Origin of the sequence: Bathymodiolus heckerae thiotrophic gill symbiont (genome assembly GCF_900180345.1) — a bacterium.
GTDB lineage: Bacteria > Pseudomonadota > Gammaproteobacteria > PS1 > Pseudothioglobaceae > Thiodubiliella.
Genome location: NZ_FXLV01000018.1, coordinates 1 through 22,216 on the forward strand (window position 1 = coordinate 1; position 22,216 = coordinate 22,216).

The window sequence follows — 22,216 nt, forward strand, 5'->3', positions numbered from 1 at the left end:
ACGACTAGGATTGATGGCTATTTTTTTCATAAAATCATTTTAAATGATTATTCTTGATGCGTGCTATTTTTGTGGTTTGAAATAATCAAACTATTTTTTAGCGGGTTTTTTCCTTTTTTTAGGCTTGGCTTTGGGTTTAAGTTTGCCAGCAACGGCTTTTTTGCATTCTTCAAGGGTTAGGTCGGTGGGGGCTTTATCGCCGAAGACTTTTTTGATGGTGATGTTTTTTTGACCTTTGCCTTTCTTTTTGCCGTTCCAGATGTAAGGGCCAAAGCGGCCGTTGAGAACTTGAATTTCGCTGTCGTCGAAGGTTTTTATGATGCGTTCGGCATCGAATTTTTCTTTGGCGGCAATCAGTATTAGGGCTTCATTGAGGGTAACTTCTTCAGGGAGGGTTTCTTTGAGTGAGACATATTTTTTGCCATATTGGATGTAGGGACCGAAGCGGCCGTAGTTGGCTTTGATGATACCGAAATCATCGGTTTCACCAACGGTACGGGGCATATTGAATAAGTCTAATGCCTCGTCAAGGACAATGCTTTCGATGTCTAATGAACCTCTGAGTGAGGCAAAAACGGGCTTGTCTTCGTCGTCTTTGTGGCCGATTTGGGCAAAAGCGCCGTATCTGCCAAAGCGCACGCTAACGGGCTTGCCTGTTTTTGGATCGGTGCCGAGTTCGCGCATGCCGTGGGTTTCTTCTCTGGAAATATCAGCAGCGTCTTCAATTTTTTGGTGAAAAGGGGTGTAAAAATTCTTAACCACACCTTGCCACGGGACATTTTGCGTGGCAATGGTGTCAAAATCGCTTTCAAGTTTGGCAGTAAATTTGTAATCGATGATGTTGTCAAAATATTTGACTAAAAAATCGGTGAGTAAGTAGGCAACATTGGTGGGGAATAGTTTGTTTTTTTCAGCGCCTGTAACTTCGCTGGGCTGTGATTGAATGACTTGATTGTCTTTAATTTCAATCAGTTGGTATTCCCGTTCTACGCCTTCTCTGGTCTCTTTGGTAACATAATTTCTGTCTTGTACGGTTGATACCATGGTGGCAAAAGTCGAAGGCCTGCCGATACCCATTTCTTCGATTTTTTTTACTAAAGAAGCTTCGGTGTAGCGGGGCTTGGCTCTTGAAAAACTTTCTCTGGCGGCAAAGTTGACTAAGTTTAAAGTGTCGCCTTGCTTTAAGTTTGGCAATAATTTATCTTCCGCAGATAAGTAGTCGTAAACTCTTAAAAATCCTGGGAATACCAATATCTCGCCGTTTGCAATAAAATTTTCAGAGCGGTTAGAAATGTTGATTTTGATTTGTGTTTTTTGTAGTCTAGCGTCGCTCATTTGTGAGGCGAGTGTGCGTTTATAAATAAGCGCATAAAGTTTGGCTGCTTGACTTTCTATGCCAAAAATCTCTGGCTTGGTAAGGTCGGTTGGGCGAATTGCCTCATGTGCCTCTTGTGCGCCTGCATCTTTGGTTTTAAACCGTCTTACATCATGATATTCACTGCCAAACTTCTCTATAATGACCTTGCCAGCAGCTTCAATTGCTGTTTCTGATAAGGTGAATGAGTCGGTTCGCATATAGGTGATAGAGCCTTCACGATACAGGTTTTGCGCCAAAGTCATGGTTTGCTTAACTGAAAAGCCTAATTTTTGTGAGGCTTCTTGTTGTAGCGTGGAAGTAATAAAAGGGGGTTTAGGTGAGCGTTTTGAGGGTTTTTTCTCAATGGAAGAAACGCTTAATTTACTCTCTAAAAGTGCTATGGAAAACGCCAACGCCTCGTCCTTGCTGGCAAAATCTGTACTCAGTTTCACTTCAATGAGTTCGCCTGCTTCATTGACTAATTCGGCTTTAACTTTATAGGTACTTTTGGCAATATGCTCGGTGATTTCTCTTTCTCTTTCTACTACTAAACGCATTACTGGCGATTGCACTCTACCTGCTGAACGGGCACCTGAGATTTTGCGCCACAAAACTGGCGAGATTTCAAAGCCTACCAAACGGTCAATAATGCGTCTGGCTTGCTGGGCATCTACCAAATGATAATCTACTGTTCGTGGTGAGACGATTGCCTTAGTGATCGCACCTTTGGTAATTTCATGAAAAACAATTCTCGGTGTGTCTCTAGGTAGCTTTAATGCTTCTAGCAAATGCCAAGCAATCGCTTCTCCCTCGCGGTCCTCGTCCGTTGCTAGATAGACTGTTTCGGCGACTTTTACTGCCTTGCGTAATTCAGCGACTACTTTCTTTTTATCTGCTGTTACTTCGTATATGGGCTCAAAGTTGTTTTCAATATCGACGCCCATGTTCTTTTTTGGCATATCACGAATATGACCAATGCTTGACTTAACAATGTAGTCTTTGCCTAAAAATTTTTCAATGGTTTTGGCTTTGGCGGGGGACTCAACAATAACTAAATTCTTAGCCATTATTGCACCGTTCGGTTGTCATCAAGAAACATAATTGATTCTAGCCATTGCGGTGATATTTCTTCGTCATTACTATTGCCAAGCACCATCATTACCACCCATTTTAGGTCATCCAAAGACATAGTAGAATCATTCAACGACATCACTTGGTCAACAATCATTTCGCGTTGGTTGGCATCTATTTGCCCCATGTTTTCCATAAACAATAGAAAGCCACGAGATTTTGCATCAAGTTTTAATTTTTCTTCGTCATTATAAATACGCATACCATTGCTGGGCTTATCGCATAACTGGACATCGTCGTCTTGCAAGCTGGCAATATTTTCCAGCCAACTGAGTGCTTTATCAATGCGTGCGCCTTCAAATCCAGCATCTGAAAGGTGTGCTTTTAGGGTGATATCATCAATTTCGTGAGATGGGTCTTGTTCTGCCACCTCAAACAGATAATCAAACATGTAAGTTAACACATCAAGAATATTATTATTTGTCATAAAAACCTCATTTAGTTAATACATAGCCAAAGCCGTTGACCTTTACCACTCTGTGTTCAAGCTCTAATAAAAGCAACTCTTGCGTAATTATTTGGGGACTTAAGTTACTTTTTTCAACCATCTCGTCAATACTCATTGCATCATAACTTAGGTATTTTAATAGCACAGAGGGGGTGTTGTCTATCTCTTTTGTAGAAATAGCTGAGTTATTTTTTTGTATTGAGGCAAGTAAGTCAAGTTGTAATTCGTCCAGAATGTCTTCAACGCTTTCTGTTAACTTAGCACCTTGCTTAATAAGCTGGTGGCAGCCTTGTGATAAGGGATTGTGGATTGAGCTGGGAATGGCAAACACTTCTTTGCACTGTTCGGCTGCCAGTTTGGCAGTAATCATGGTGCCACTTTTAATGCTGGCCTCAATCACCAAAGTACCCAAACTTAGCCCACTGATGATGCGATTGCGTCTTGGAAAATTGTTGGCAGCTGGCGCAGTGCCAATACAAAATTCAGAAATTAACGCACCTTTATTAGAAATTTGATGCGCCAAGGATTTGTGTTTTGCTGGGTAAATTCTGTCTAGCCCCGTGCCACAAACAGCAATGGTTTGTGCATTTGCCTCTAGAGCGCCAATATGTGCGCTGGCATCAATCCCACTTGCCATGCCGGAAGTAATAATGATGCCTAATTGTGATAAAGATTGGGCAAAATCACGGGCATTTTGTTTGCCCCCAGCGCTTGGATTACGGCTACCAACAATTGCCAGTTGTGGTTTTGACAAACAAGCCACATCGCCTCTAACATAAAGTAGTGGTGGCGGATCGGCAAGGGTTTTGAGCTGTTGAGGATAAGCATCGTCAATCAAGGTGAGAATATGGCAACCATCGGTTTTGACCCAATCAAGGTCTGCTTGCACCAGAGAAGTGTCGTTTTTCTCTAAAAAATCCAGTGTTTCTTGATAAAACAAACCACTTTCTTTGCGTGCGGATTTAGACGCTAAAAACACCTCTTCAGGTGTTTCAAAGACTTTGAGTATTTTGTAAAAGGTTCGTGCGCCAACACGAGGTGCTTTTAACAACATCAACCAATAAACCAAATCCATTTTTATGCCTTATACACAAGAGTTATTATTTTATTGTAACATTATTAAGGCTAACGATATAGCAGTTAGGCGGATATTAGGGTAAAATGGCAAAATTTTATTTGACCCTATTTAATTATGAAGCAAAAAAGAACCTTTCAGCCCAGTGTTATTAAGCGCAAGCGCACCCATGGCTTTAGATCAAGAATGAGCACTAAAGCAGGTCGTGCAGTTATCAATGCCCGCAGAAGGAAAGGACGCAAGCGCTTAGCCGCCTAATGTCTTTCAAGCTGACGCATGATATCAAAATCCTTAAAGCCAACGAATATAGCGCTATTTTTAAAGGCGGAAAATTGGCAAAAGGAAAGCATTGGCAAATTATTGCAAAACCCATCAAATCGCCAAAACCTCGTTTAGGATTAGCCATTTCAAAAAAAGTTCATCGTTTGGCAGTTGATAGAAATCGATTTAAGCGTATTGCTAGAGAAACATTTAGATTAGAACGGCTTTGTTTGGATAATTGGGGATTTGTGGTAATGGCAAGACGCTCAAAGCCAGCTAAAAATGCTGTTTTATCTGCAGAGTTGCTGAGTTTATTTAAAAAGGTCTCAAAAAATGAAATATCTATTACTGTTCCCCATTAAATTTTACCAGTTGTTTATTAGCCCACTACTAGGCTCTAATTGTCGCTTTGACCCGACTTGCTCGCAATATTCTTATGATGCTGTAACAGAATACGGTTTTTTTAAAGGACTGCATCTGAGCATTAAACGCATTAGCAAATGCCATCCTTGGCATGAAGGCGGTTTTGACCCAGTGCCAAAAAAACATTCACATTAATCAATTAACTTTATGAACAATCAAAAATTATTTCTAAGTATAGCTATTTTTCTAACGGTTTTCTTGCTTTGGGACAAGTGGCAAATCACCCAAACAGTTGACGAAAGTGGTAATGTGGTGCGTAAATCTAGCGTCACTTTAGACACACCAGCACAAAATACCGATGTGCCAATGTTAAGCACGCCGAGCACAGAAATCGACTTGCCAACACCAAGTATTGTTCAGAAATACGGGTTTACCACGGTAACCACTGATTTGCTGACGGTTGAAATCAGTCACAAAGGTGGCACCATTCAAAATGCATTTTTAAATGCCTATCCCACAGAAATAGGCAGTGATGAAAAATTCCAATTATTAAGTGATAAATCAAGCGCATTGTTCCAAGCACAGAGCGGACTAGCATCACGCAACGGCTTGTTACCAACACATTTGTCCGACTTTAATTCAGCCAATACAAATTACCAATTGTCTGCAGATGAGTTAGTTGTACCGCTTACTTGGCAGAGCAAAGATGGCACCAAAGTAGTTAAGAATTTCCATTTTAAACGGGGCAGTTATGTGGTTGAGGTGGATTATCAAATCAATAATAATTCTAATCAAGCCATCCCCGTCAAGTCTTATGTGCGTCTAAGTCGCCACGCTATTGACCAGTCTAATTTAATGATGCCCACCTTTACAGGCGGTATTGTGTACGACAAAGCAACCCACAGTGTGAAAAAAAATGATTTTGAAGATTGGGACGAGTTCGGCAAACAGCAATCACAGGGTGGCTGGATGGCAATGGTACAACAATATTTCATGGCAGCATGGGTTCCAAATCAGCAACAATCGCAAGACTTTTCTGCCAGTAGCAGCAATAACATTTATAAATTAACCAATGCCAACCAACAAACCAGCGTGGCAGCCAAAAGCAGCATAACGCTTGAGGCTAATCAGCTGTATATCGGCCCCAAGGAGCATGATAAGATTGAAAATGTAGCGCAAGGGCTAAACTACACACTGGATTACGGCTGGTTAGATATTTTGGCAGATCCTTTGTCTTGGGGCATTCACAAAATTAACGATTTTGTTGGCAGTTGGGGCTGGTCAATCATCATTATTACCTTGTTGATTAAGTTGGCGTTTTATCCACTGAGCGAAAAATCATACCGCTCAATGGCAGGCATGAGAAAGCTATCTCCAAGACTTGCCAAGCTCAAAGAAACCTACGGTGATGACAAACAGAAAATGGGTCAAAAAACCATGGAACTGTATAAAAAAGAAAAAATCAACCCTGCCTCTGGTTGCTTGCCGATTATGGTGCAAATCCCCGTGTTCATTGCCTTTTATTGGATGTTGTTGGACACGGTTGAATTACGCCAAACGGCGTTTTGGTGGATGTCCGACTTGTCGGCGATGGATCCTTACTACATCTTGCCAGTCATTATGGGCATCTCAATGTTTGTACAGCAAAAACTCAACCCGCCACCGCCTGACCCGATGCAGGCAAAAATTATGATGGCATTGCCACTTGTATTTACCGTTATGTTCCTATGGTTTCCTTCTGGATTGGTGCTTTATTGGGTGTTTAATAATGTTCTATCTATTGCACAACAATATACAATTAACAAGCGCATCAACGGCTAGTTTGTCATGGTCTTGTGTTCCTAAATAACCTAAATGACTACCAATATTGGCGAGATGAAAAACTTGCCAATGCACCGACCAAACTTGATAACTGTATTGTCGATATACAGAATCCGCTCGCCCTCACAACAGCAGAAAAAGACCAAATTCAACGCCTGTGCCAACGCAGTAATTTTGCCCTCATTCAGACCCCAACCCAAACAGACTACAGTCATTCAACCATACAATTAAACCAACAACTGGGGTTAAATGCACCCGACCACCACCTATTTGTCAACAATGACACACTGGCACACATCACCCCCACCAACAACCAACAACAAGGCGAATTCATCCCTTACACCACCAAACCCATCGGCTGGCACACCGATGGCTATTACAACTCCCTTGAACAACGCATTCGCAGTTTTAGTTTATTTTGCGTCAACCCTGCCAACAACGGCGGAGAAAACCACTGGATAGACAACGATATGCTCTACATCCTCCTCCGCCAACAAAACCCAGAAGCCGCCGACCTGCTCACCCGAACCGATGCAATGACCATCCCCGCACACAGCGAAAACGGCAAAATCTTACGCCCAAAATCAGTCGGCGCAATTTTTATGTCAGACCACAACCAACTCTATTTACGCTACACACAACGCAAAAAATATGTGCAATTTGCCGATGAAGTAATCGCAGCAGTGGCTTTATTGGATGACATTTTAGCCAAAGGCAGCGCTTATCATTTCCAGCATTTAATGGCAAAAAATCAAGGTATTATATGTAACAATATCATTCACAAACGCAGTGGCTTTGTTGATGATAAAGACAATCCACGATTGCTTTTAAGGGGGCGGTATTTTGTTAGGGTTTAGAAAAATGATTAGAAAACCATTTACTAAATTAAATAGCATGATTCAATCTCGCTTACGATTGCTTGCAGAAAAATTCAGCACCTCAACTGTTAATGTGGTTTCTTATAAGTTTGTAAGGTCAACAAAACATAATAAAAAAATTCAGGAATTACAAAAAGAATATAATAAATTTAAAAAAACACCTGTTACTAGAATAAGAGCCTCTGGCGTTGTTTTATTTTCTGTATTGTCAATTGCATTATTTTGGTTAATTTATAAAAACCCTTATGAATGGGTAATGCTCAAGCAAATAACCAAAGACACAAAAAATATCATTTCTTTAACTACCTTAATCATAACAGCCCCTATTGTTTTTGTTATTTGGGTATTTCGTGATGAAAATAAATTATTAGAACTAGAAAACGCTAGAAAAGACACTAACCTCAAAGAGTTTCAACAACTACAACGCTGGGCAACGGGCAATATTGATGGCAATAGCGATAACGATAACGACAATAAAATCGCCCTACAAATCTCTGCTCTGCATTCTTTGCGTACCTACCTAAAAGGCGAATATGGCGAGAGTTTTAGACGGGGTGCCTACGAGATTTTTCGTGCCATTTTGGCAACCCAACATCAAAAAATTTTACAACAATTAAAAAATGACGATTCTAAAACCATAAAAGAATTCGAAAATAACGATTCTAAAACCATAACAGACAAAATAGACAGTTGCCCACTAACTAGACAATTGAATATTATCGCTAGTGAAGAATGGTTTAACTTGCTTATTAATCACAACTTTCCCACTAAAGGCATCAGTTTAGTGGGTGTAGATTTAAGTCATACCTATCTGCATCATCGCACTTATGGTGAGACACTAGATTTACAGGATGCACAATTACAAGGGGCGAATTTGACTTATGTGCTATTACAAGGGGCGGATTTACAGAGTGCACAATTACAAGGAGCTAACTTGTGGGGCACACAATTACAAGGGGCGAACTTGTGGGGCACACAATTACAAGGGGCGGGTTTAGAAACTGCACAATTACAAGGGGCGGATTTAGGAGTTGCACAATTACAAGGGGCGAATTTGACTTATGCAAAATTACAAGGGGCGAATTTGAATGGTACACAATTACAAGGGGCGGATTTACAGAGTGCACAATTACAAGGGGCGTATCTGAGGGACGCACAATTACAATGGGCGGGTTTGTGGGAAACACAATTACAAGGGGCTTATACAGAAGCAAGTCAATGGATAAATTTTAAACAAACAATAAAGTGGGGAATTAATAAAGAAACTGAAAGTCAAAACCTGAAAGAGCAATGCAAAGCACTTAACGATACAGATAAATCAAAACTTATTGCCGAATTAAAAGCAATTAATAGCGTATCGGCTGTTAATGCAATTTCACGCATTCAGGCTGCCTCAGAAATACTAGATTTATTAGAAGCCACCACTGGAAAATACAGCCAAGAAAAAGCAAATGAATGGCTAAATGATTATAAAAAGGCTAGATACTATGTCTTTTAAACAATCCCCCTCACCCAATTTCAGCAAACGCACCACCAAGATTGATATGGTGGTGATTCACAATATATCTTTACCACCCAACGAATTTGGTGGCCGTTATATCGAAGATTTTTTCCAAAACCAACTTAATCCCACTGCTCATCCATATTTTGCCACTATCGAGCATCTCAAAGTATCAAGTCATCTGTTAATCAAACGCAATGGGGCAGTTGTGCAATTTGTGCAATTTGCTGATAAGGCTTGGCATGCTGGGGTGTCGCATTATCGTGGGCGGGACAATTGCAATGATTTTTCCATTGGCATTGAACTGGAAGGCACTGATGACATTGCTTATACCGAAATGCAATATCAACAATTGAACAAAATTTTAGCGGATTTGTGCGAACAATATCCCATAAAATACCTTGTTGGACACAACGACATTGCCCCAGACCGAAAAACCGACCCAGGGCGTGCATTTGATTGGAGCAAAATAGATGAGCATAGAAGCGTTAGCAAAAAAAATTAAATTAATTATCTTTGATGTTGACGGCGTTTTGACCGATGGTGGTTTGTATTTCACCGACGATGGCACCGAGTTCAAACGCTTTAATTCACTCGATGGACATGGTATTAAACTGCTTAAAGATAATGGTGTAGAGCCTGCTGTGATTACTGCCAGAGAGTCAAACGCTGTTAAACACCGAATGGAAAATTTAGGCATTGTGCATTTTTATCAAGGGCAATCAAACAAAGTCGTGGCGTTTAACGACCTATTGCAAAAACTTAATTTATCTGCTGATAAAGTGGCGTATGTAGGCGATGATGTAATTGATTTGCCAGTGATGAATCAGGTCGGTTTTTCCATTGCACCAGCAAATGCGCACGACCTTGTTAAACAACAAGCAAACCTCACAACCGAGAAGATGGGCGGACATGGCGCAGTGCGTGAGGTGTGTGATTTTATCCTCAAAGCGCAGGGTAAGTTTGATGTGGCAATGGCGCCCTATTTACAATGACCCAATTTCAACAATTATGCTACCAAACCCTTAAAGACCAAGTTCCTGCTGGCAAAGTTATCACCTATGTCGGACTTGCCAAACTAATTGGCAACCCTAAAGCATACCGTGCCGTTGGTAATGCTATGAATAAAAACCCTTTTGCACCTGAAACCCCTTGCCACCGTGTGGTGAAAGCAAACGGCAATTTAGGCGGTTTTGCCTATGATATTTCTCTCAAAATAAAACGCCTTCAAGAAGAAGGCGTTTTAGTGAAAGACGGAAAAATTGTAGATTTTCAGCGTATTTGTCTCTAGTAAGACAAGCAATTAGCCTTTCTTTCCGCGTATTTTATGAATCATTTGCAATTGTGCCATAGACTCGGCAAGAGCGGCTTGTGTTGCTGAGAGGTCTTGATTTTCAGTGGCATTTTCCATTGCTTCTTGTGCACGCTGTTGCGCCTCTAGGGCTTTAGATTCGTCTAAATCACCTGCACGAATGGCAGTATCAGAGAAAATAGTAACTACATCAGGCTGCACTTCAACGATGCCGCCAGAGACATAAATAGACTCCATACCGCTTTCGGTTTCAATCCGAACTTCGCCCGGCTTTAGCACTGATAGTAAGGCAACATGCTTTGGATAAATGCCTAATTCGCCTGTTGATGCGGGCGCAAACACGCACTTTGCCTTACCCGAATAGAGCGATTCAGTTGCGCTGACGACATCGACATGCATACTTGACATTTATGCGTTCTCCGTTGCTTTGGCACGGACTTCGTCAATTGAGCCCATCATATAAAATGCTTGCTCTGGAAGGTCGTCCATATCACCATCAAGAATTGCTTTAAAACCAGAAATTGTGTCTTTTAAAGAAACATATTTACCTGCCGCACCTGTAAACACCTCTGCCACAAAAAACGGCTGAGACAAGAAACGCTGAATTTTACGAGCACGAGAAACGGATTGCTTGTCTTCTTCAGACAATTCGTCCATACCTAAAATTGCAATAATGTCTTTAAGCTCTTTGTAACGCTGTAACACGCCTTGCACACCACGAGCCACATTGTAGTGCTCTTCGCCAACAATTAAAGGATCTAATTGACGAGAAGTGGAATCCAGTGGATCTACCGCAGGGTAAATACCCAATTCTGCCACTTGACGAGACAGAACAACAGTTGCATCTAAATGCGCAAAGGTTGTGGCTGGCGAGGGGTCTGTTAAATCATCTGCTGGCACATATACTGCCTGAATTGAAGTAATTGAGCCTTTCTTGGTCGAAGTAATGCGTTCTTGCAGTGCACCCATTTCTGAGGCTAGCGTTGGTTGGTAACCTACTGCTGAAGGCATACGACCGAGTAGCGCTGATACTTCTGTGCCCGCAAGCGTGTAGCGATAAATATTGTCAATAAATAACAACACATCACGGCCTTCATCACGGAAGTATTCTGCCATAGTTAAGCCTGTTAATGCAACACGCAAACGGTTTCCCGGTGGCTCGTTCATTTGACCGTAAACCAAAGACACTTTGTCCAATACATTAGATTCTTTCATTTCGTGGTAAAAATCGTTGCCTTCACGAGTTCGCTCGCCAACGCCAGCAAATACAGAATAACCCGAGTGCTCAATCGCAATATTACGAATAAGCTCCATCATATTAACGGTCTTGCCAACACCAGCACCGCCAAATAAGCCAACCTTACCGCCTTTGGCGAATGGGCAAACTAGATCGATTACTTTAATGCCTGTTTCTAATAATTCTGCTGTTGGTGCTAACTCGTCATACGCAGGGGCAGGGCGGTGAATTTCCCACTCTGCTTCTGGGTTAATATCGCCTGCATTGTCAATTGGATCGCCTAGGACATTCATAATGCGACCCAGTGTTTTGGTACCTACTGGAACCTTAATGGCTGTGCCCGTGTTGGAAACTTCCAACCCTCTCTTCAAGCCTTCTGAACTGCCCATCGCGATTGTACGCACCACACTGTCGCCTAATTGTTGTTGCACTTCTAGGGTTAGCCCTGTTTCTGTTACCATTAAGGCATCATAAATACTTGGAATGTTGCCTTCTGAAAATTCAACATCAATAACTGCGCCGATAATTTGTGTAATTTTTCCGTTGCTCATTTTGCTTTTCCTCTTTTTTAAACTTGTACTATTAAATTTATACCGCCGCAGCACCACTAACAATCTCAGAAATTTCCTGAGTAATTGCTGCCTGCCTTGCTTTGTTGTAAACCAGCTCTAAATCTTTCACCATATCGCCTGCATTGTCAGTTGCACTTTTCATCGCAATCATACGAGATGACTGCTCACAGGCGATATTTTCAACCAAGCCTTGATAAACCAATGCCTCAATATAACGCACTAACAATGCACCTAATGCTTCTTGTGCGTCTGGCTCGTAAATATAGTCCCAATAATGGTTCATATCCTCTACTTTGCCTGCAACCATTGGTACCAATTGTGTTACTGTTGGTGTCTGCGTCATTGTGTTTTCAAACTTGTTATAGGCGACTGATAGTTGCTGAATCTCGCCAGTGTCATAAGCATCTAGCATAACTTTTATTGTGCCTAACAAGTCATCAAAATGCGGTGCATCACCTAAATCTGTTAATACTGATTTAATAACTAAGCCTGTGTTTTTGAAAAATGAAGTGGCTTTTTTGCCAATTGTGCAAAGCTCAACTTCAACGCCTTGTGCTTGATAATCAACTACTTTTCTCAACAAACTTCTAAATAAGTTGGTGTTAAGTCCACCACATAAACCCCTGTCACTGGAAACCACAATAATACCAATGCGTTTGACATCGCCGACTTCCTTCATATACGGATGCTCAAACTCAGAATGTGCATAAGCCAAATGTCCAATCACCTTAGAAATTTTGTCAGAATAAGGGCGTGATGCCAGCATTCTGTTTTGTGCTTTTTTCATCTTAGAAGCCGCTACCATTTCCATGGCTGAAGTAATCTTTTGCGTGTTTTTAATACTCGCAATTTGCGTTCTAATTTCCTTTCCGCTTGCCATTATCTACTCTGCTTTACCAAATGTGGTTTGTTTTAAAATCATCAATTGCTGCCTGTAATTCGCCCGCAATGTCGTCGTTATAATCGCCTGTTTCGTTGATTTTGTCTATTAGCGTTGTTTGATTTGCACCCATATAAGCAAGCAATGCTGCCTCAAAATCAACCACTTTGTTGGCATCAATATCATCCAACGAGCCTGAGTTAGCAGCAAACAATGAAGTTGCCATTTCAGCCACGGATAACGGTGAATATTGGTTTTGCTTCATCAGTTCTGTTACTCGCTGACCACGGTCGATTTGTGCCTTTGTTTCTGCATCAAGGTCCGATGCAAATTGTGCAAAGGCCGCTAATTCACGATACTGGGCAAGATCAAGACGAATGCCGCCACCTAATTTTTTAATAATATTGGTTTGCGCCGCACCGCCCACTCGTGATACAGACAAGCCTGCGTTAATCGCTGGACGAATACCAGCATTAAACAAATCTGTTTCTAAGAAAATTTGACCATCGGTAATAGAAATTACATTGGTTGGCACAAATGCAGATACATCGCCCCCTTGAGTTTCAATAATTGGCAATGCAGTTAATGAGCCTGTTTGACCTTTAACTTCGCCATTGGTGAACTTTTCAACATAATCTGCATTGACACGAGACGCACGCTCAAGCAAACGAGAGTGCAAGTAGAATACATCGCCTGGATACGCTTCACGACCTGGTGGGCGTTTTAACAGCAAAGACACTTCACGATATGCCCATGCTTGCTTGGTTAAATCATCATAAACGATTAGCGCATCTTCGCCACGGTCACGGAAATATTCGCCCATTGCACAGCCTGCATAAGGTGCAATATATTGTAATGCTGCTGAATCAGAAGCACCTGCCGAGACAATTATTGTATTTTCTAATGCGCCATGCTCTTCTAATTTACGCACAACTGCTGCCACTGAGGAGTCTTTTTGACCAATAGCAACATACACACATTTAACGCCTGTATTTTTTTGGTTAATAATGGCATCGACTGCAACAGCTGTTTTGCCTGTTTGTCTGTCGCCAATAATCAACTCTCGTTGTCCACGACCCACTGGTACCATGGCATCAATCGCTTTAATACCTGTTTGAATTGGCTGGTCAACTGATTGACGGTCAATCACACCCGGTGCAACAACCTCTAGCAGGCTTGAAATTTGGCTGTCAATATCGCCCTTGCCATCAATCGGCCTGCCTAATGGATTCACAACACGACCCAACATCGCCTTACCAACAGGTACTTCCATTAGGCGGTCGGTACACTTAACCGTATCGCCTTCGGAAATATGTAGATAATCACCCAATACTACCGCACCCACTGAATCTTGCTCTAAATTAAGCGCCATGCCAAATGTATTACCTGAGAATTCAAGCATTTCACCAAACTGAACATCTGCCAGCCCATGAATACGAACAATGCCGTCACTCACGCTGATGACTGTTCCCTCAGTGCGGGTCTCGGCTGCAAAATCAAAACCTTCTATTTGTTTTTTAATTAAATCACTAATTTCGCTGGCGTTTAATTGCATAACTCTTCCTCTTTAATAATATTATAATTTTAAAATCTAATGGGCAACTGACAGGCATGAGCTGAGCTCATCTACCCGAGCTTGAATTGACAAGTCAATCACTTTATCGCCCTCTTTAATCACCACGCCACCGACTAGATTTTCATCCACTTCGGTATCAATGCTGACTGTTGTGTTGTATTTATCTGACAAATCACTAACGATTTGCTTTTCTTCTGTTGTACTTAACTTATAAGCACTAATAACACGAAATGCTTTAGCATCACTGCCAAGATTAGCCATCACTTTAAACGAGTCTAAAATATCTGGCAAAACCCTAATACGACCATTCTCTAGCAATAAATTAACAAACGATGCTTCTTGCCTGTTTAACATCCTGCCTAACGCCGACTCAAATACTGCGGTCATTGTCCTCACCTTGTCAAACTTGGTTGCGCTGGGCGAAGAGACAAACGCACACATTGTTGCATCATCGGCAACCAACGCCCCCACTTCCAAAACATCCTTCCAGTCAGCATAAGACTTGTTTTTCTGTGCAATTTCAAAAATTGCATTGGCATAAGGTTTGGCGATTGTTGTTAGTTCCACTGGATAATCCTATAGTGTCTTTGATAATTTTTTTAACATACCTTGATGTGCTTTCGCATCTACCTCTTTGCCTAGAACCGAACGCACACCTTGCATGACCAAACTAGACACTTGGTCTTTTAGTTCGTTACGCACTCGCTGAGACTCTTGCTCAATTTCTGCGTGTGCTTGTGTTTTAATGCGTTGTGCCTCTTGAGAAGCGGTGCCTTTAGCGTCTTCAACGATACCTGATGCTTGTTTGGCTGCATTGGCAATAATTTCAGAAGCCTGATCTTTAGACTGATTAAGCATTTCTTGGGCTTTTTGCTGTGCCTCTTTGTGCTCTGATAGTCCTCGTTCTGCCGCAATCAAGCCGCTTTCGATGCGTTTTTTACGCTCTTCCATGGCGGCAACAATTGGTGGCCATATAAATTTCATGCAAAACCATGTAAACATGGCAAACATAATCAACTGACCAATCATTGTGAAATTCATATTCATAACTTAAACCCTGTTTTTTTTTAAACCAATAGTTATCCGGCTACCGCAAACAAGATATACATTGAGATACCTACTGCAATCATCGGAACCGCATCCACCAAACCCATAACGATGAACATTTGTGTTCTAAGCATTGGGATAAGCTCTGGCTGACGCGCCGCACCTTCTAAGAATCTGGCACCTAAGATACCGATACCTACTGCTGCACCTAATGCGCCTAAACCCATTAAGATTGAACCTGCTAAAAATAATGTTGCTTGTACTTCTGTCATTTCTTACTCCTATTTAAAAAAACCTATTTACAAAAATCAATGTCCCTCATCGTGGGCCATATCCATATACACAATCACCAAAGTCATAAAGATAAAGGCTTGTAGTAATACAATTAAAATGTGGAAGATTGCCCAAGGCAATGATAATGTCCACTGAATCCAAAACGGTAATAATGCGATTAAGATGAAAATCATTTCACCCGCATACATATTGCCAAACAAACGCAAAGAGTGCGATACTGGCTTTGCAATTAAAGAGACAAATTCTAAGAAAAAGTTAGCAGGAATTAACAAAACCTTTAGAAAAAGGTTTTTAGATGAAAAAGGGTGCAAGGTTAATTCAGCAGTAAATCCACCAAAGCCTTTGATTTTGATACTGTAATATAACATCAATAAGAAGACCCCAATTGCCAAGCCGAAAGTCGCATTTGGATCGGTGGTTGGCACTACTTTAAAGAAGACATGGTGCGGGTCAGCACCAAAGAGTACACCAACTTGCTGAGCCACGAACGGCAACCAATCAACAGGCACCAAATCCATCGTGTTCATTAGCACAATCCAAACAAACACCGTTAATGCCAAAGGCGCAACCAATGGGTTTTTACCATTAAATGAGCCACGAACATTTTCATTAATAAAATCAAAAATACTCTCAATAAAATTTTGAATACCTGAGGGCGTGTCAACCGTCATTTTTTTGCCAACACGGTAGAATAAAAATAAAAACGCTGCGCCTAATAAAAATGAAACCCCCAGAGTATCTAGGTGAAACGCCATAAATCCCATTTCTTTTGCTTCTGCAGCCGTATGCGCCAAGCCCCAATGACCGTCAGGAAACTGACCGTAGGTTAAGTTTTGTAGGTGGTGTTTAATATAATCGCCTGAAGCGATAAGTTCATTTCCTGCTGACATTATTTCTGTAAAGCCTTGTCCGTTAAAAAACCAATTAATCCTAAAATTAAACCAATAATTAGCGCATCTGCGTTTAACTCAAAAACAAATCGACCTATTAAAGTTAAACTCACCACCATCGCCATCCGCATCACTATGCTAATGACCATCATCCAAACACCCGCTTGGGCGCTAATGGTTACATCATTTTTTTGTTTGCGTATATGCCTATCAACTAGAAAGGTATTAACCAAACTAACCAAACCCCCGTAAAATGCAGAAACCCCCGCATAAACATCTAAACCTAGGGTGGAAAAATAAGTGATAGACGCTAATATAATGATTAATTGAATTTTTGGCATATCGCTATTTGTTGCCAAAACTTTAATACCACAAACCCACAAAAAAATATGGATTATACAGTAATTGTGAGGACAACTTTATGGAATTATGGCTTTAATTTAGATAGGTATATAGTGAGACCTTTGCATAAATATGAATAATCATCAAAAATCCACTTTTCACCCGCTTGGCAATTTTTTAAACCCAGCCTTAGCTCTGCTAGGACAAGGTTTAAGAAAATCACCAATCTGGCAAAAATTGAATTTTGCTAATCATCCCTATTTATGCAAAAGTCTCATAGTATTAAAAAATAACGATAAATGTATTGCCTGATAGTTAAACACTCATTCCAATCATTTCTGCAGCGGCAGTTCGTGCCTTGCTGGTAATGGTGGCGCCGCCTAAAATGCGGGCAATTTCATCTACTCGCTCATCACTAGACAGTTGCGTGACGATGGTTTGTGTGCCGTCTTGGCTTTGTGATTTTTGCACACGCAAATGCTGATGCCCAAAGGCAGCAACTTGGGCTAAATGAGTAATGCAAATGACTTGATAGTGTTCGCTAAGTTGTTTGAGTTTTTTACCAACAACTTCGGCAACCGCACCACTGATGCCGACATCAACCTCATCAAAAATCAAGGTTGGCATGTATTCACTGTCACTACTTACCACTGAGATTGCCAAAGAAATACGGGACAGCTCGCCGCCTGATGCAACTTTTTTCAAGGCTTTGAAATTACTGCCCATATTGATTCGGACCAGAAAATCAACGCCTTCATCACCATGGTAATGTACTCCTTGCACCTTCTTGGGCAAATCAATTTTAAACTCACTACCTGGCATACCTAGCACCTGCATAGCCTCAGTCACTAAGTTTGACAATAAAGTAGATTTTTCTACTCGAGACTTGCTCAAACGCTTGGATTGCTCGTAGTATTTTTGCGCCAAAATGTCTTTTTGTTGCTGTAAATTATCCAGCGACATACCTGCATCACTAACGGCATCCAGCGCTGCACCAAGCTTTTCCTTAACGGCGATTAGTTCGGTGATTTGACAGGCGTGTTTGCGTGCTAAATCATGCAATTCACCTAAACGGGCCTCTAGTTCGGCAGTGGTTTGCTCGTCGAACGATAAGCTGTTTAAATAGTTATTAAGCTCATAGATGCTTTCCTGAGATTGCACTTGTGCGCTGGTTAGCAATTGTGCAACTGGTGTCAGCTTTTCATCAATGTCAAGCGCTTGATTAAGCGTATTGCTTAAATCCAGCAATTGCGCATTAATACCTGATTCTTGCTCAAGTTGGTTTAATATATGCGATATTTTCTCAATCAAATTGGTAGCATTTGCACTGGTTTTAAAATCACCTTCAATGGTATCAAGCTCGTCTTGGACAAGCGCTGCATTTTCCAATTCCTGTAGTTGATGTTGTAGCAATTCTTGTTGCTGTTGCTTGAGGTTTTGGTTGTTGCTGAGCTCGTCAATCTTTTGACTGATTGCATTATGTTCAGTCACAATCGCATTAAGCTCGTCGTAGATTGTGAAATTTTGTGCATAAGTATCGAGCAAATTGCGTTGTTGGTCGGTGCGTAATAGCAATTGATGTTCGTTTTGACCATGCATATCAATCAACAATTCGCCCACACCTCGCAGCACCGAAAGTGGCACATTAATGCCGTTTACAAATGCCTTTGAGCGCCCATCATTGCTAATAATGCGGCGTAGGATGCATTCCCCCTCTTCGTCCAATGATTGCTCTTGCAGGTAGTTTTGTATTTTTTGTTGATTGACCACATCAAAAACAGCAATCACTTCAGCCTTGTCTTGTCCATGACGCACAAGAGCCGAATCACCACGGCGACCTAGTGTCAAGTTTAGGGCTTGTAATAGGATAGATTTACCCGCACCAGTCTCTCCAGTTACTGCGCTCATACCAGCGTCAAAAGACAAGTCAAGCGCTTCAACAACTGCTAAATTTTTAACCGATAATTGGGATAACATATTTTAGAGTTTGGCGCCCCAATGCAACTTAGAGCGAATAATCTCAAAATAATCATAATTTTTTGGATGCAATAATTGAATAACACGGCTGTACTGACGCAAGCGAATGTCTTGCCCCGCTGAAATTGCCACTGTGCTTTGCCCGTCAAAATTCACACTTGCGCCCTCATCAGACTCCTTTATACACACCACCACTTCACTCTCTCCCGGCACTAAGAGCGGCCGATGGCTCATTGTATGCGGGCAAATTGACACCAAACCAATGACATCTATGCCCGGATGTATGATTGGCCCGCCGCTTGATAGAGCGTAAGCAGTCGAGCCTGTTGGCGTGGTGATGATGACCCCATCAGCCCGCTGATTATTGACAAATTTACCGTCAATTAATAAATCGAATTCAATCATCTTTAAAGTTTCTGTTCTATGTACAACCACATCGTTCAGTGCCAAAAATTGACCCAATATCTTGCCATCTTGTTCGATTTGGCACGACAACAAATGGCGCTCTTCTTTGGTGAAGTTGCCATTTAATATCTCGGTTACAACATCTAACATATTGGTAGCTGGCACATCTGCTAAAAATCCAAGCCTGCCTAAATTAATGCCCAATATTGGAATTTGATAATCAACAAAAGTGCGTGCCGTGTTTAACAAAGAGCCATCGCCACCTACCACAATAATTAAATCTGCCTGCTTAGCAATTTGTTCTTCGCCAGAAACAACACCCATGCCTCGTTTTTTTAGTAAAGTGCTTAATTCTACTGCCTTATCGTCACTGTGAGAATCATTAGGTTTGGTAATTATGCCAATTGTGTTAAACATATTTGATTTTTAAAAAATAGACCTTATATAATAAGCGAAATATACACGAATTGAGCATTAAAAATGACAAAAAAGAAAACTGAAAACCAGAAACCAGCGGAAACTTCCGTAAAAGAGAAACAACCAGAGGCTCCAGTCGAGGCTGTTGATATTGAAGCTGCCATCAAAAACGCCTCAAAAATATCAACAGATGATGACTTGGAAACGCAATTAGCAGAAGCGCAACAATCTGCCAAAGACAATTGGGATAAAGTCCTGCGCGCTCAGGCAGAAATGGAAAACCTCAAACGCCGTAGTGCCAGAGATTTAGAAAATGCGCATAAATTTGCACTTGATGGCTTTGTCAAGGCACTACTTGAGGTCAAAGACTCTCTAACGATGGGGCTAAAAACAGCCAATGAAAAAGGCGCTACAATTAAGAGCATTACCGAAGGCTTAGAAATAACGGATAAGATTTTCCTCTCCACCTTGGCAAAATTTGGCGTTGAAGCGCTTAATCCAGTAGATGAAACCTTTAACCCAGAATTCCACGAAGCAGTAACCATGGTGCCAGCACCCGACAAAGAATCTAACTCTGTTTTAGAAGTCGTGCAAATCGGCTTCACTCTAAACGGTCGCCTAGTGCGTCCAGCGATGGTGGTCGTAGTGCAATAGCCTATGGTATAATTTCTGCTCATTTTTTATTTTACTAAGGAAACATTATGAAACTCATTCTTTTAGGTGCACCTGGTGCTGGCAAAGGCACTGTCGCAAAATTACTAACCAAAATTGACGGCTCAGTTCAAATCTCTACTGGCGATATTCTGCGTGGTGCCGTTGCTGCTGGCACGGAGCTGGGCAAACAAGCACAAGCTGCTATGAAAGCAGGCGATTTGGTGTCTGATGATTTAATTATGGGTATTATGGAAGAGCGCCTTAAAGAAGATGATTGTAAATCTGGCTACTTACTAGATGGCTTTCCACGCACCATTCCACAAGCAGAGGCATTAAAAACTTTACTTGAAAAAATGGGCGAAAAACTAGATGCAGCAGTCGAAATTGATGTACCTAGAGATGTTATTCTTGACCGTTTAACCACACGCCGCACTTGCACAGGCTGTGGTGAAATCTACAATGTAAAATCTAATCCACCAAAAGTTGAAGGCGTTTGTGATAAATGTGGCGAGCCAGTAGTTCAACGCGATGATGAAACCGAAGAGGCCATCAGTAATCGTTTAAATGTCTATAACGACCAAACCGCTCCTTTAGTCGGCTTCTATAAAGAAGAAGGCTTATTGCTTAGCGTTGATGCCACTTCATCTAAATCGGTTATTAATGCCATTCAAGAAAGGATTGGCTAAGCCTCTTTAGTTTATTTGACAACTAAAAACCCGGTATTTGCTGGGTTTTTTTATGGAGATTAACAATGATGCAAACAAAACCAAGAAAAGAAAGAATAAATCTAAAAATTGAATTATGCTAAACCATACCAACAAAAAAAGCCAAAATTATAGAATGAGACCTTTGCATAAATAGGGATGATTAGCAAAATTCAATTTTTGCCAGATTGGTGATTTTCTTAAACCCTATCCTAGCAGGGCTAAGGTTGGGTTTAAAAAATTGCCAAGCGGGTGAAAAGTGGATTTTTGATGATTATTCATATTTATGCAAAGGTCTCAGAATATATGCAAAATTATTGCAGGCAGAACACAACCAAATCTATCTTTAAAATAACCAAAGATTAATGAAGGGACAAAAACAGCCAACGCCCATAAGATGGGATGATAAATCAAGTGTAACAACACAAACAAAATAGTAGTTAAGATGTTAGCTAGCGAAAGTTGAGCAACAGTATTTGTAAATTTAGTGTGTAAATAATCTTGTATTAAACCTCTAAATACCAACTCTTCAATGATAGGATAAAGAAAAATAGCATAAATTTGGATCAAATTCATTTTTAGCACTCAAACCACCACCAAATAAATAAAACAAGAGCCAAACAACAAAAGCCGCCAAAATAGCGACCAAAAATTGTTTATCTGCTAAAAATTTAACAGACAAATTTGCGTTTTCTTCTGTGTAAATCATAAGCACTTAGCGTCATTTCAAACCATACTAAATTGGTATGGTTTGCTCTATGACGGCGAACTTCAGAATTAAAACCACCAACATAATATTTGAGTGTTTTGGTGTCAAAAATTCTAACACCTCCAAAGACCTTAAGTATCAAACGCTCACTTTGATCAAGTCTCATAGCCAGTGTAGTTGCATTAATTCTTACAAGTTCAGCGCTAACAGAGGCAGCAAGCGCTTGAAAAGAAAACAAAACAAGTCCAATAACAAAATAAAAATGCTTAATAGAGACCTTTGCATAAATAGGGATGATTAGCAAAATTCAATTTTTGCCAGATTGGTGATTTTATTAAACCTTGTCCTAGCAGGGCTAAGGCTGG

Annotated in this window: 30 protein-coding genes; 13 read left to right on the top strand and 17 right to left on the bottom strand. The window is 40.9% G+C overall.

Annotated elements, in window-relative coordinates; genetic code table 11:
* Positions 1-90: 90 nt before the first annotated feature.
* From topA to dprA, 3 genes are read right to left on the bottom strand one after another with little or no spacing between them, the layout of a single operon-like run.
* Positions 91-2,424 carry a type I DNA topoisomerase gene (gene topA, locus CRYPD_RS03390; RefSeq protein ID WP_138146170.1) on the bottom strand — a complete coding sequence of 778 codons (2,334 nt, stop codon included), beginning with the start codon at positions 2,422-2,424 and terminating at the stop codon, positions 91-93.
* Complete coding sequence (locus CRYPD_RS03395) at positions 2,424-2,915, bottom strand: Smg family protein (RefSeq protein WP_138146171.1); 492 nt, start codon at positions 2,913-2,915, stop codon at positions 2,424-2,426. Before CRYPD_RS03395 ends, topA begins: the two co-directional genes overlap by 1 nt.
* A gap of 7 nt (positions 2,916-2,922) precedes the next feature.
* Positions 2,923-4,011: a DNA-processing protein DprA gene (gene dprA, locus CRYPD_RS03400; protein WP_138146172.1), complete on the bottom strand. Its 1,089-nt coding sequence runs from the start codon at positions 4,009-4,011 to the stop codon at positions 2,923-2,925.
* A gap of 117 nt (positions 4,012-4,128) precedes the next feature.
* On the opposite strand from dprA, the gene rpmH reads away from it, so the two are divergent.
* From rpmH to CRYPD_RS03445, 9 genes are read left to right on the top strand one after another with little or no spacing between them, the layout of a single operon-like run.
* Positions 4,129-4,269 (top strand): 50S ribosomal protein L34, encoded by a 141-nt coding sequence (gene rpmH / locus CRYPD_RS03405; RefSeq protein WP_138146173.1) that lies wholly within the window; start codon positions 4,129-4,131, stop codon positions 4,267-4,269.
* Entirely contained in the window at positions 4,269-4,634 is a 366-nt protein-coding gene (rnpA, locus tag CRYPD_RS03410; protein WP_138146174.1) for a ribonuclease P protein component, read from the top strand. The genes rpmH and rnpA overlap by 1 nt, the downstream gene beginning before the upstream one ends.
* Entirely contained in the window at positions 4,606-4,830 is a 225-nt protein-coding gene (yidD, locus tag CRYPD_RS03415; protein ID WP_138146175.1) for a membrane protein insertion efficiency factor YidD, read from the top strand. Before rnpA ends, yidD begins: the two co-directional genes overlap by 29 nt.
* A 12-nt stretch (positions 4,831-4,842) precedes the next feature.
* A complete protein-coding gene (gene yidC / locus CRYPD_RS03420; RefSeq protein WP_138146176.1) occupies positions 4,843-6,456 on the top strand; it encodes a membrane protein insertase YidC in 1,614 nt (537 codons plus the stop codon).
* 14 nt (positions 6,457-6,470) lie between these two features.
* Entirely contained in the window at positions 6,471-7,313 is an 843-nt protein-coding gene (locus tag CRYPD_RS03425) for a TauD/TfdA family dioxygenase (protein WP_138146177.1), read from the top strand.
* Positions 7,314-7,317: 4 nt separating this feature from the next.
* Positions 7,318-8,832, top strand: a complete 1,515-nt coding sequence (locus tag CRYPD_RS03430) for a pentapeptide repeat-containing protein (RefSeq protein WP_138146196.1) — start codon at positions 7,318-7,320, stop codon at positions 8,830-8,832.
* Positions 8,822-9,340, top strand: coding sequence for a 1,6-anhydro-N-acetylmuramyl-L-alanine amidase AmpD (ampD, locus tag CRYPD_RS03435; protein WP_244610245.1), 519 nt, complete (start codon positions 8,822-8,824; stop codon positions 9,338-9,340). The genes CRYPD_RS03430 and ampD overlap by 11 nt, the downstream gene beginning before the upstream one ends.
* Positions 9,309-9,830, top strand: a complete 522-nt coding sequence (gene kdsC / locus CRYPD_RS03440) for a 3-deoxy-manno-octulosonate-8-phosphatase KdsC (RefSeq protein WP_138146179.1) — start codon at positions 9,309-9,311, stop codon at positions 9,828-9,830. The genes ampD and kdsC overlap by 32 nt, the downstream gene beginning before the upstream one ends.
* A complete protein-coding gene (locus tag CRYPD_RS03445) occupies positions 9,827-10,126 on the top strand; it encodes an MGMT family protein (protein WP_138146180.1) in 300 nt (99 codons plus the stop codon). The genes kdsC and CRYPD_RS03445 overlap by 4 nt, the downstream gene beginning before the upstream one ends.
* Positions 10,127-10,138: 12 nt before the next feature.
* Here the strand turns inward: CRYPD_RS03445 and CRYPD_RS03450 are convergent, their stop codons facing one another.
* The 9 genes from CRYPD_RS03450 to CRYPD_RS03490 are packed head-to-tail and all read right to left on the bottom strand — an operon-like array spanning position 10,139 to position 16,984.
* The gene (locus CRYPD_RS03450; RefSeq protein WP_138146181.1) at positions 10,139-10,555 is read right to left on the bottom strand and encodes a F0F1 ATP synthase subunit epsilon; all 417 of its coding nucleotides are present in this window, start codon (positions 10,553-10,555) and stop codon (positions 10,139-10,141) included.
* Positions 10,556-11,935 carry a F0F1 ATP synthase subunit beta gene (gene atpD / locus CRYPD_RS03455; RefSeq protein ID WP_138146182.1) on the bottom strand — a complete coding sequence of 460 codons (1,380 nt, stop codon included), beginning with the start codon at positions 11,933-11,935 and terminating at the stop codon, positions 10,556-10,558. It abuts the gene before it with no gap.
* Positions 11,936-11,972: 37 nt separating this feature from the next.
* The gene (gene atpG, locus CRYPD_RS03460) at positions 11,973-12,836 is read right to left on the bottom strand and encodes a F0F1 ATP synthase subunit gamma (protein WP_138146183.1); all 864 of its coding nucleotides are present in this window, start codon (positions 12,834-12,836) and stop codon (positions 11,973-11,975) included.
* 13 nt (positions 12,837-12,849) lie between these two features.
* Entirely contained in the window at positions 12,850-14,391 is a 1,542-nt protein-coding gene (gene atpA, locus CRYPD_RS03465) for a F0F1 ATP synthase subunit alpha (protein ID WP_138146184.1), read from the bottom strand.
* 36 nt (positions 14,392-14,427) lie between these two features.
* Positions 14,428-14,979: a F0F1 ATP synthase subunit delta gene (locus tag CRYPD_RS03470; RefSeq protein WP_138146185.1), complete on the bottom strand. Its 552-nt coding sequence runs from the start codon at positions 14,977-14,979 to the stop codon at positions 14,428-14,430.
* Positions 14,980-14,988: 9 nt separating this feature from the next.
* Entirely contained in the window at positions 14,989-15,459 is a 471-nt protein-coding gene (locus CRYPD_RS03475; RefSeq protein ID WP_138146186.1) for a F0F1 ATP synthase subunit B, read from the bottom strand.
* A 32-nt stretch (positions 15,460-15,491) separates the two neighbouring features.
* Positions 15,492-15,731, bottom strand: coding sequence for a F0F1 ATP synthase subunit C (atpE, locus tag CRYPD_RS03480; RefSeq protein ID WP_066045805.1), 240 nt, complete (start codon positions 15,729-15,731; stop codon positions 15,492-15,494).
* Between the two features lie 36 nt (positions 15,732-15,767).
* Positions 15,768-16,643: a F0F1 ATP synthase subunit A gene (gene atpB / locus CRYPD_RS03485; RefSeq protein ID WP_138146187.1), complete on the bottom strand. Its 876-nt coding sequence runs from the start codon at positions 16,641-16,643 to the stop codon at positions 15,768-15,770.
* A complete protein-coding gene (locus CRYPD_RS03490) occupies positions 16,643-16,984 on the bottom strand; it encodes an ATP synthase subunit I (RefSeq protein WP_138146188.1) in 342 nt (113 codons plus the stop codon). The genes atpB and CRYPD_RS03490 overlap by 1 nt, the downstream gene beginning before the upstream one ends.
* Positions 16,985-17,117: 133 nt before the next feature.
* Between CRYPD_RS03490 and CRYPD_RS03495 the strand changes: the two genes are divergently transcribed.
* On the top strand, positions 17,118-17,297 hold the full coding sequence (locus tag CRYPD_RS03495; protein ID WP_138146189.1) for a hypothetical protein: 180 nt from the start codon (positions 17,118-17,120) through the stop codon (positions 17,295-17,297).
* A 3-nt stretch (positions 17,298-17,300) separates the two neighbouring features.
* Here the strand turns inward: CRYPD_RS03495 and recN are convergent, their stop codons facing one another.
* Positions 17,301-18,962, bottom strand: coding sequence for a DNA repair protein RecN (gene recN, locus CRYPD_RS03500; protein ID WP_138146190.1), 1,662 nt, complete (start codon positions 18,960-18,962; stop codon positions 17,301-17,303).
* Between the two features lie 3 nt (positions 18,963-18,965).
* A complete protein-coding gene (locus CRYPD_RS03505; protein ID WP_138146191.1) occupies positions 18,966-19,784 on the bottom strand; it encodes an NAD(+)/NADH kinase in 819 nt (272 codons plus the stop codon).
* A 63-nt stretch (positions 19,785-19,847) separates the two neighbouring features.
* Here CRYPD_RS03505 and grpE point away from each other — a divergent pair, with 63 nt between their 5' ends.
* The 3 genes from grpE (at position 19,848) to CRYPD_RS07915 (ending at position 21,492) form a co-directional block, all read left to right on the top strand.
* Complete coding sequence (gene grpE, locus CRYPD_RS03510) at positions 19,848-20,438, top strand: nucleotide exchange factor GrpE (protein WP_138146192.1); 591 nt, start codon at positions 19,848-19,850, stop codon at positions 20,436-20,438.
* A 47-nt stretch (positions 20,439-20,485) separates the two neighbouring features.
* Positions 20,486-21,124 (top strand): adenylate kinase, encoded by a 639-nt coding sequence (locus CRYPD_RS03515; protein ID WP_138146193.1) that lies wholly within the window; start codon positions 20,486-20,488, stop codon positions 21,122-21,124.
* 209 nt (positions 21,125-21,333) lie between these two features.
* A complete protein-coding gene (locus CRYPD_RS07915; RefSeq protein WP_171004303.1) occupies positions 21,334-21,492 on the top strand; it encodes a hypothetical protein in 159 nt (52 codons plus the stop codon).
* Here the strand turns inward: CRYPD_RS07915 and mrtJ are convergent.
* From mrtJ to CRYPD_RS03525, 3 genes are read right to left on the bottom strand one after another with little or no spacing between them, the layout of a single operon-like run.
* Positions 21,440-21,718 carry a JDVT-CTERM system glutamic-type intramembrane protease MrtJ gene (mrtJ, locus tag CRYPD_RS08440; RefSeq protein WP_138146194.1) on the bottom strand — a complete coding sequence of 93 codons (279 nt, stop codon included), beginning with the start codon at positions 21,716-21,718 and terminating at the stop codon, positions 21,440-21,442. The genes CRYPD_RS07915 and mrtJ overlap by 53 nt on opposite strands.
* A complete protein-coding gene (locus tag CRYPD_RS08255; protein ID WP_212743994.1) occupies positions 21,672-21,824 on the bottom strand; it encodes a hypothetical protein in 153 nt (50 codons plus the stop codon). The genes mrtJ and CRYPD_RS08255 overlap by 47 nt, the downstream gene beginning before the upstream one ends.
* Complete coding sequence (locus CRYPD_RS03525; protein WP_138146195.1) at positions 21,814-22,017, bottom strand: hypothetical protein; 204 nt, start codon at positions 22,015-22,017, stop codon at positions 21,814-21,816. Before CRYPD_RS03525 ends, CRYPD_RS08255 begins: the two co-directional genes overlap by 11 nt.
* Positions 22,018-22,216 lie beyond the last annotated feature (199 nt).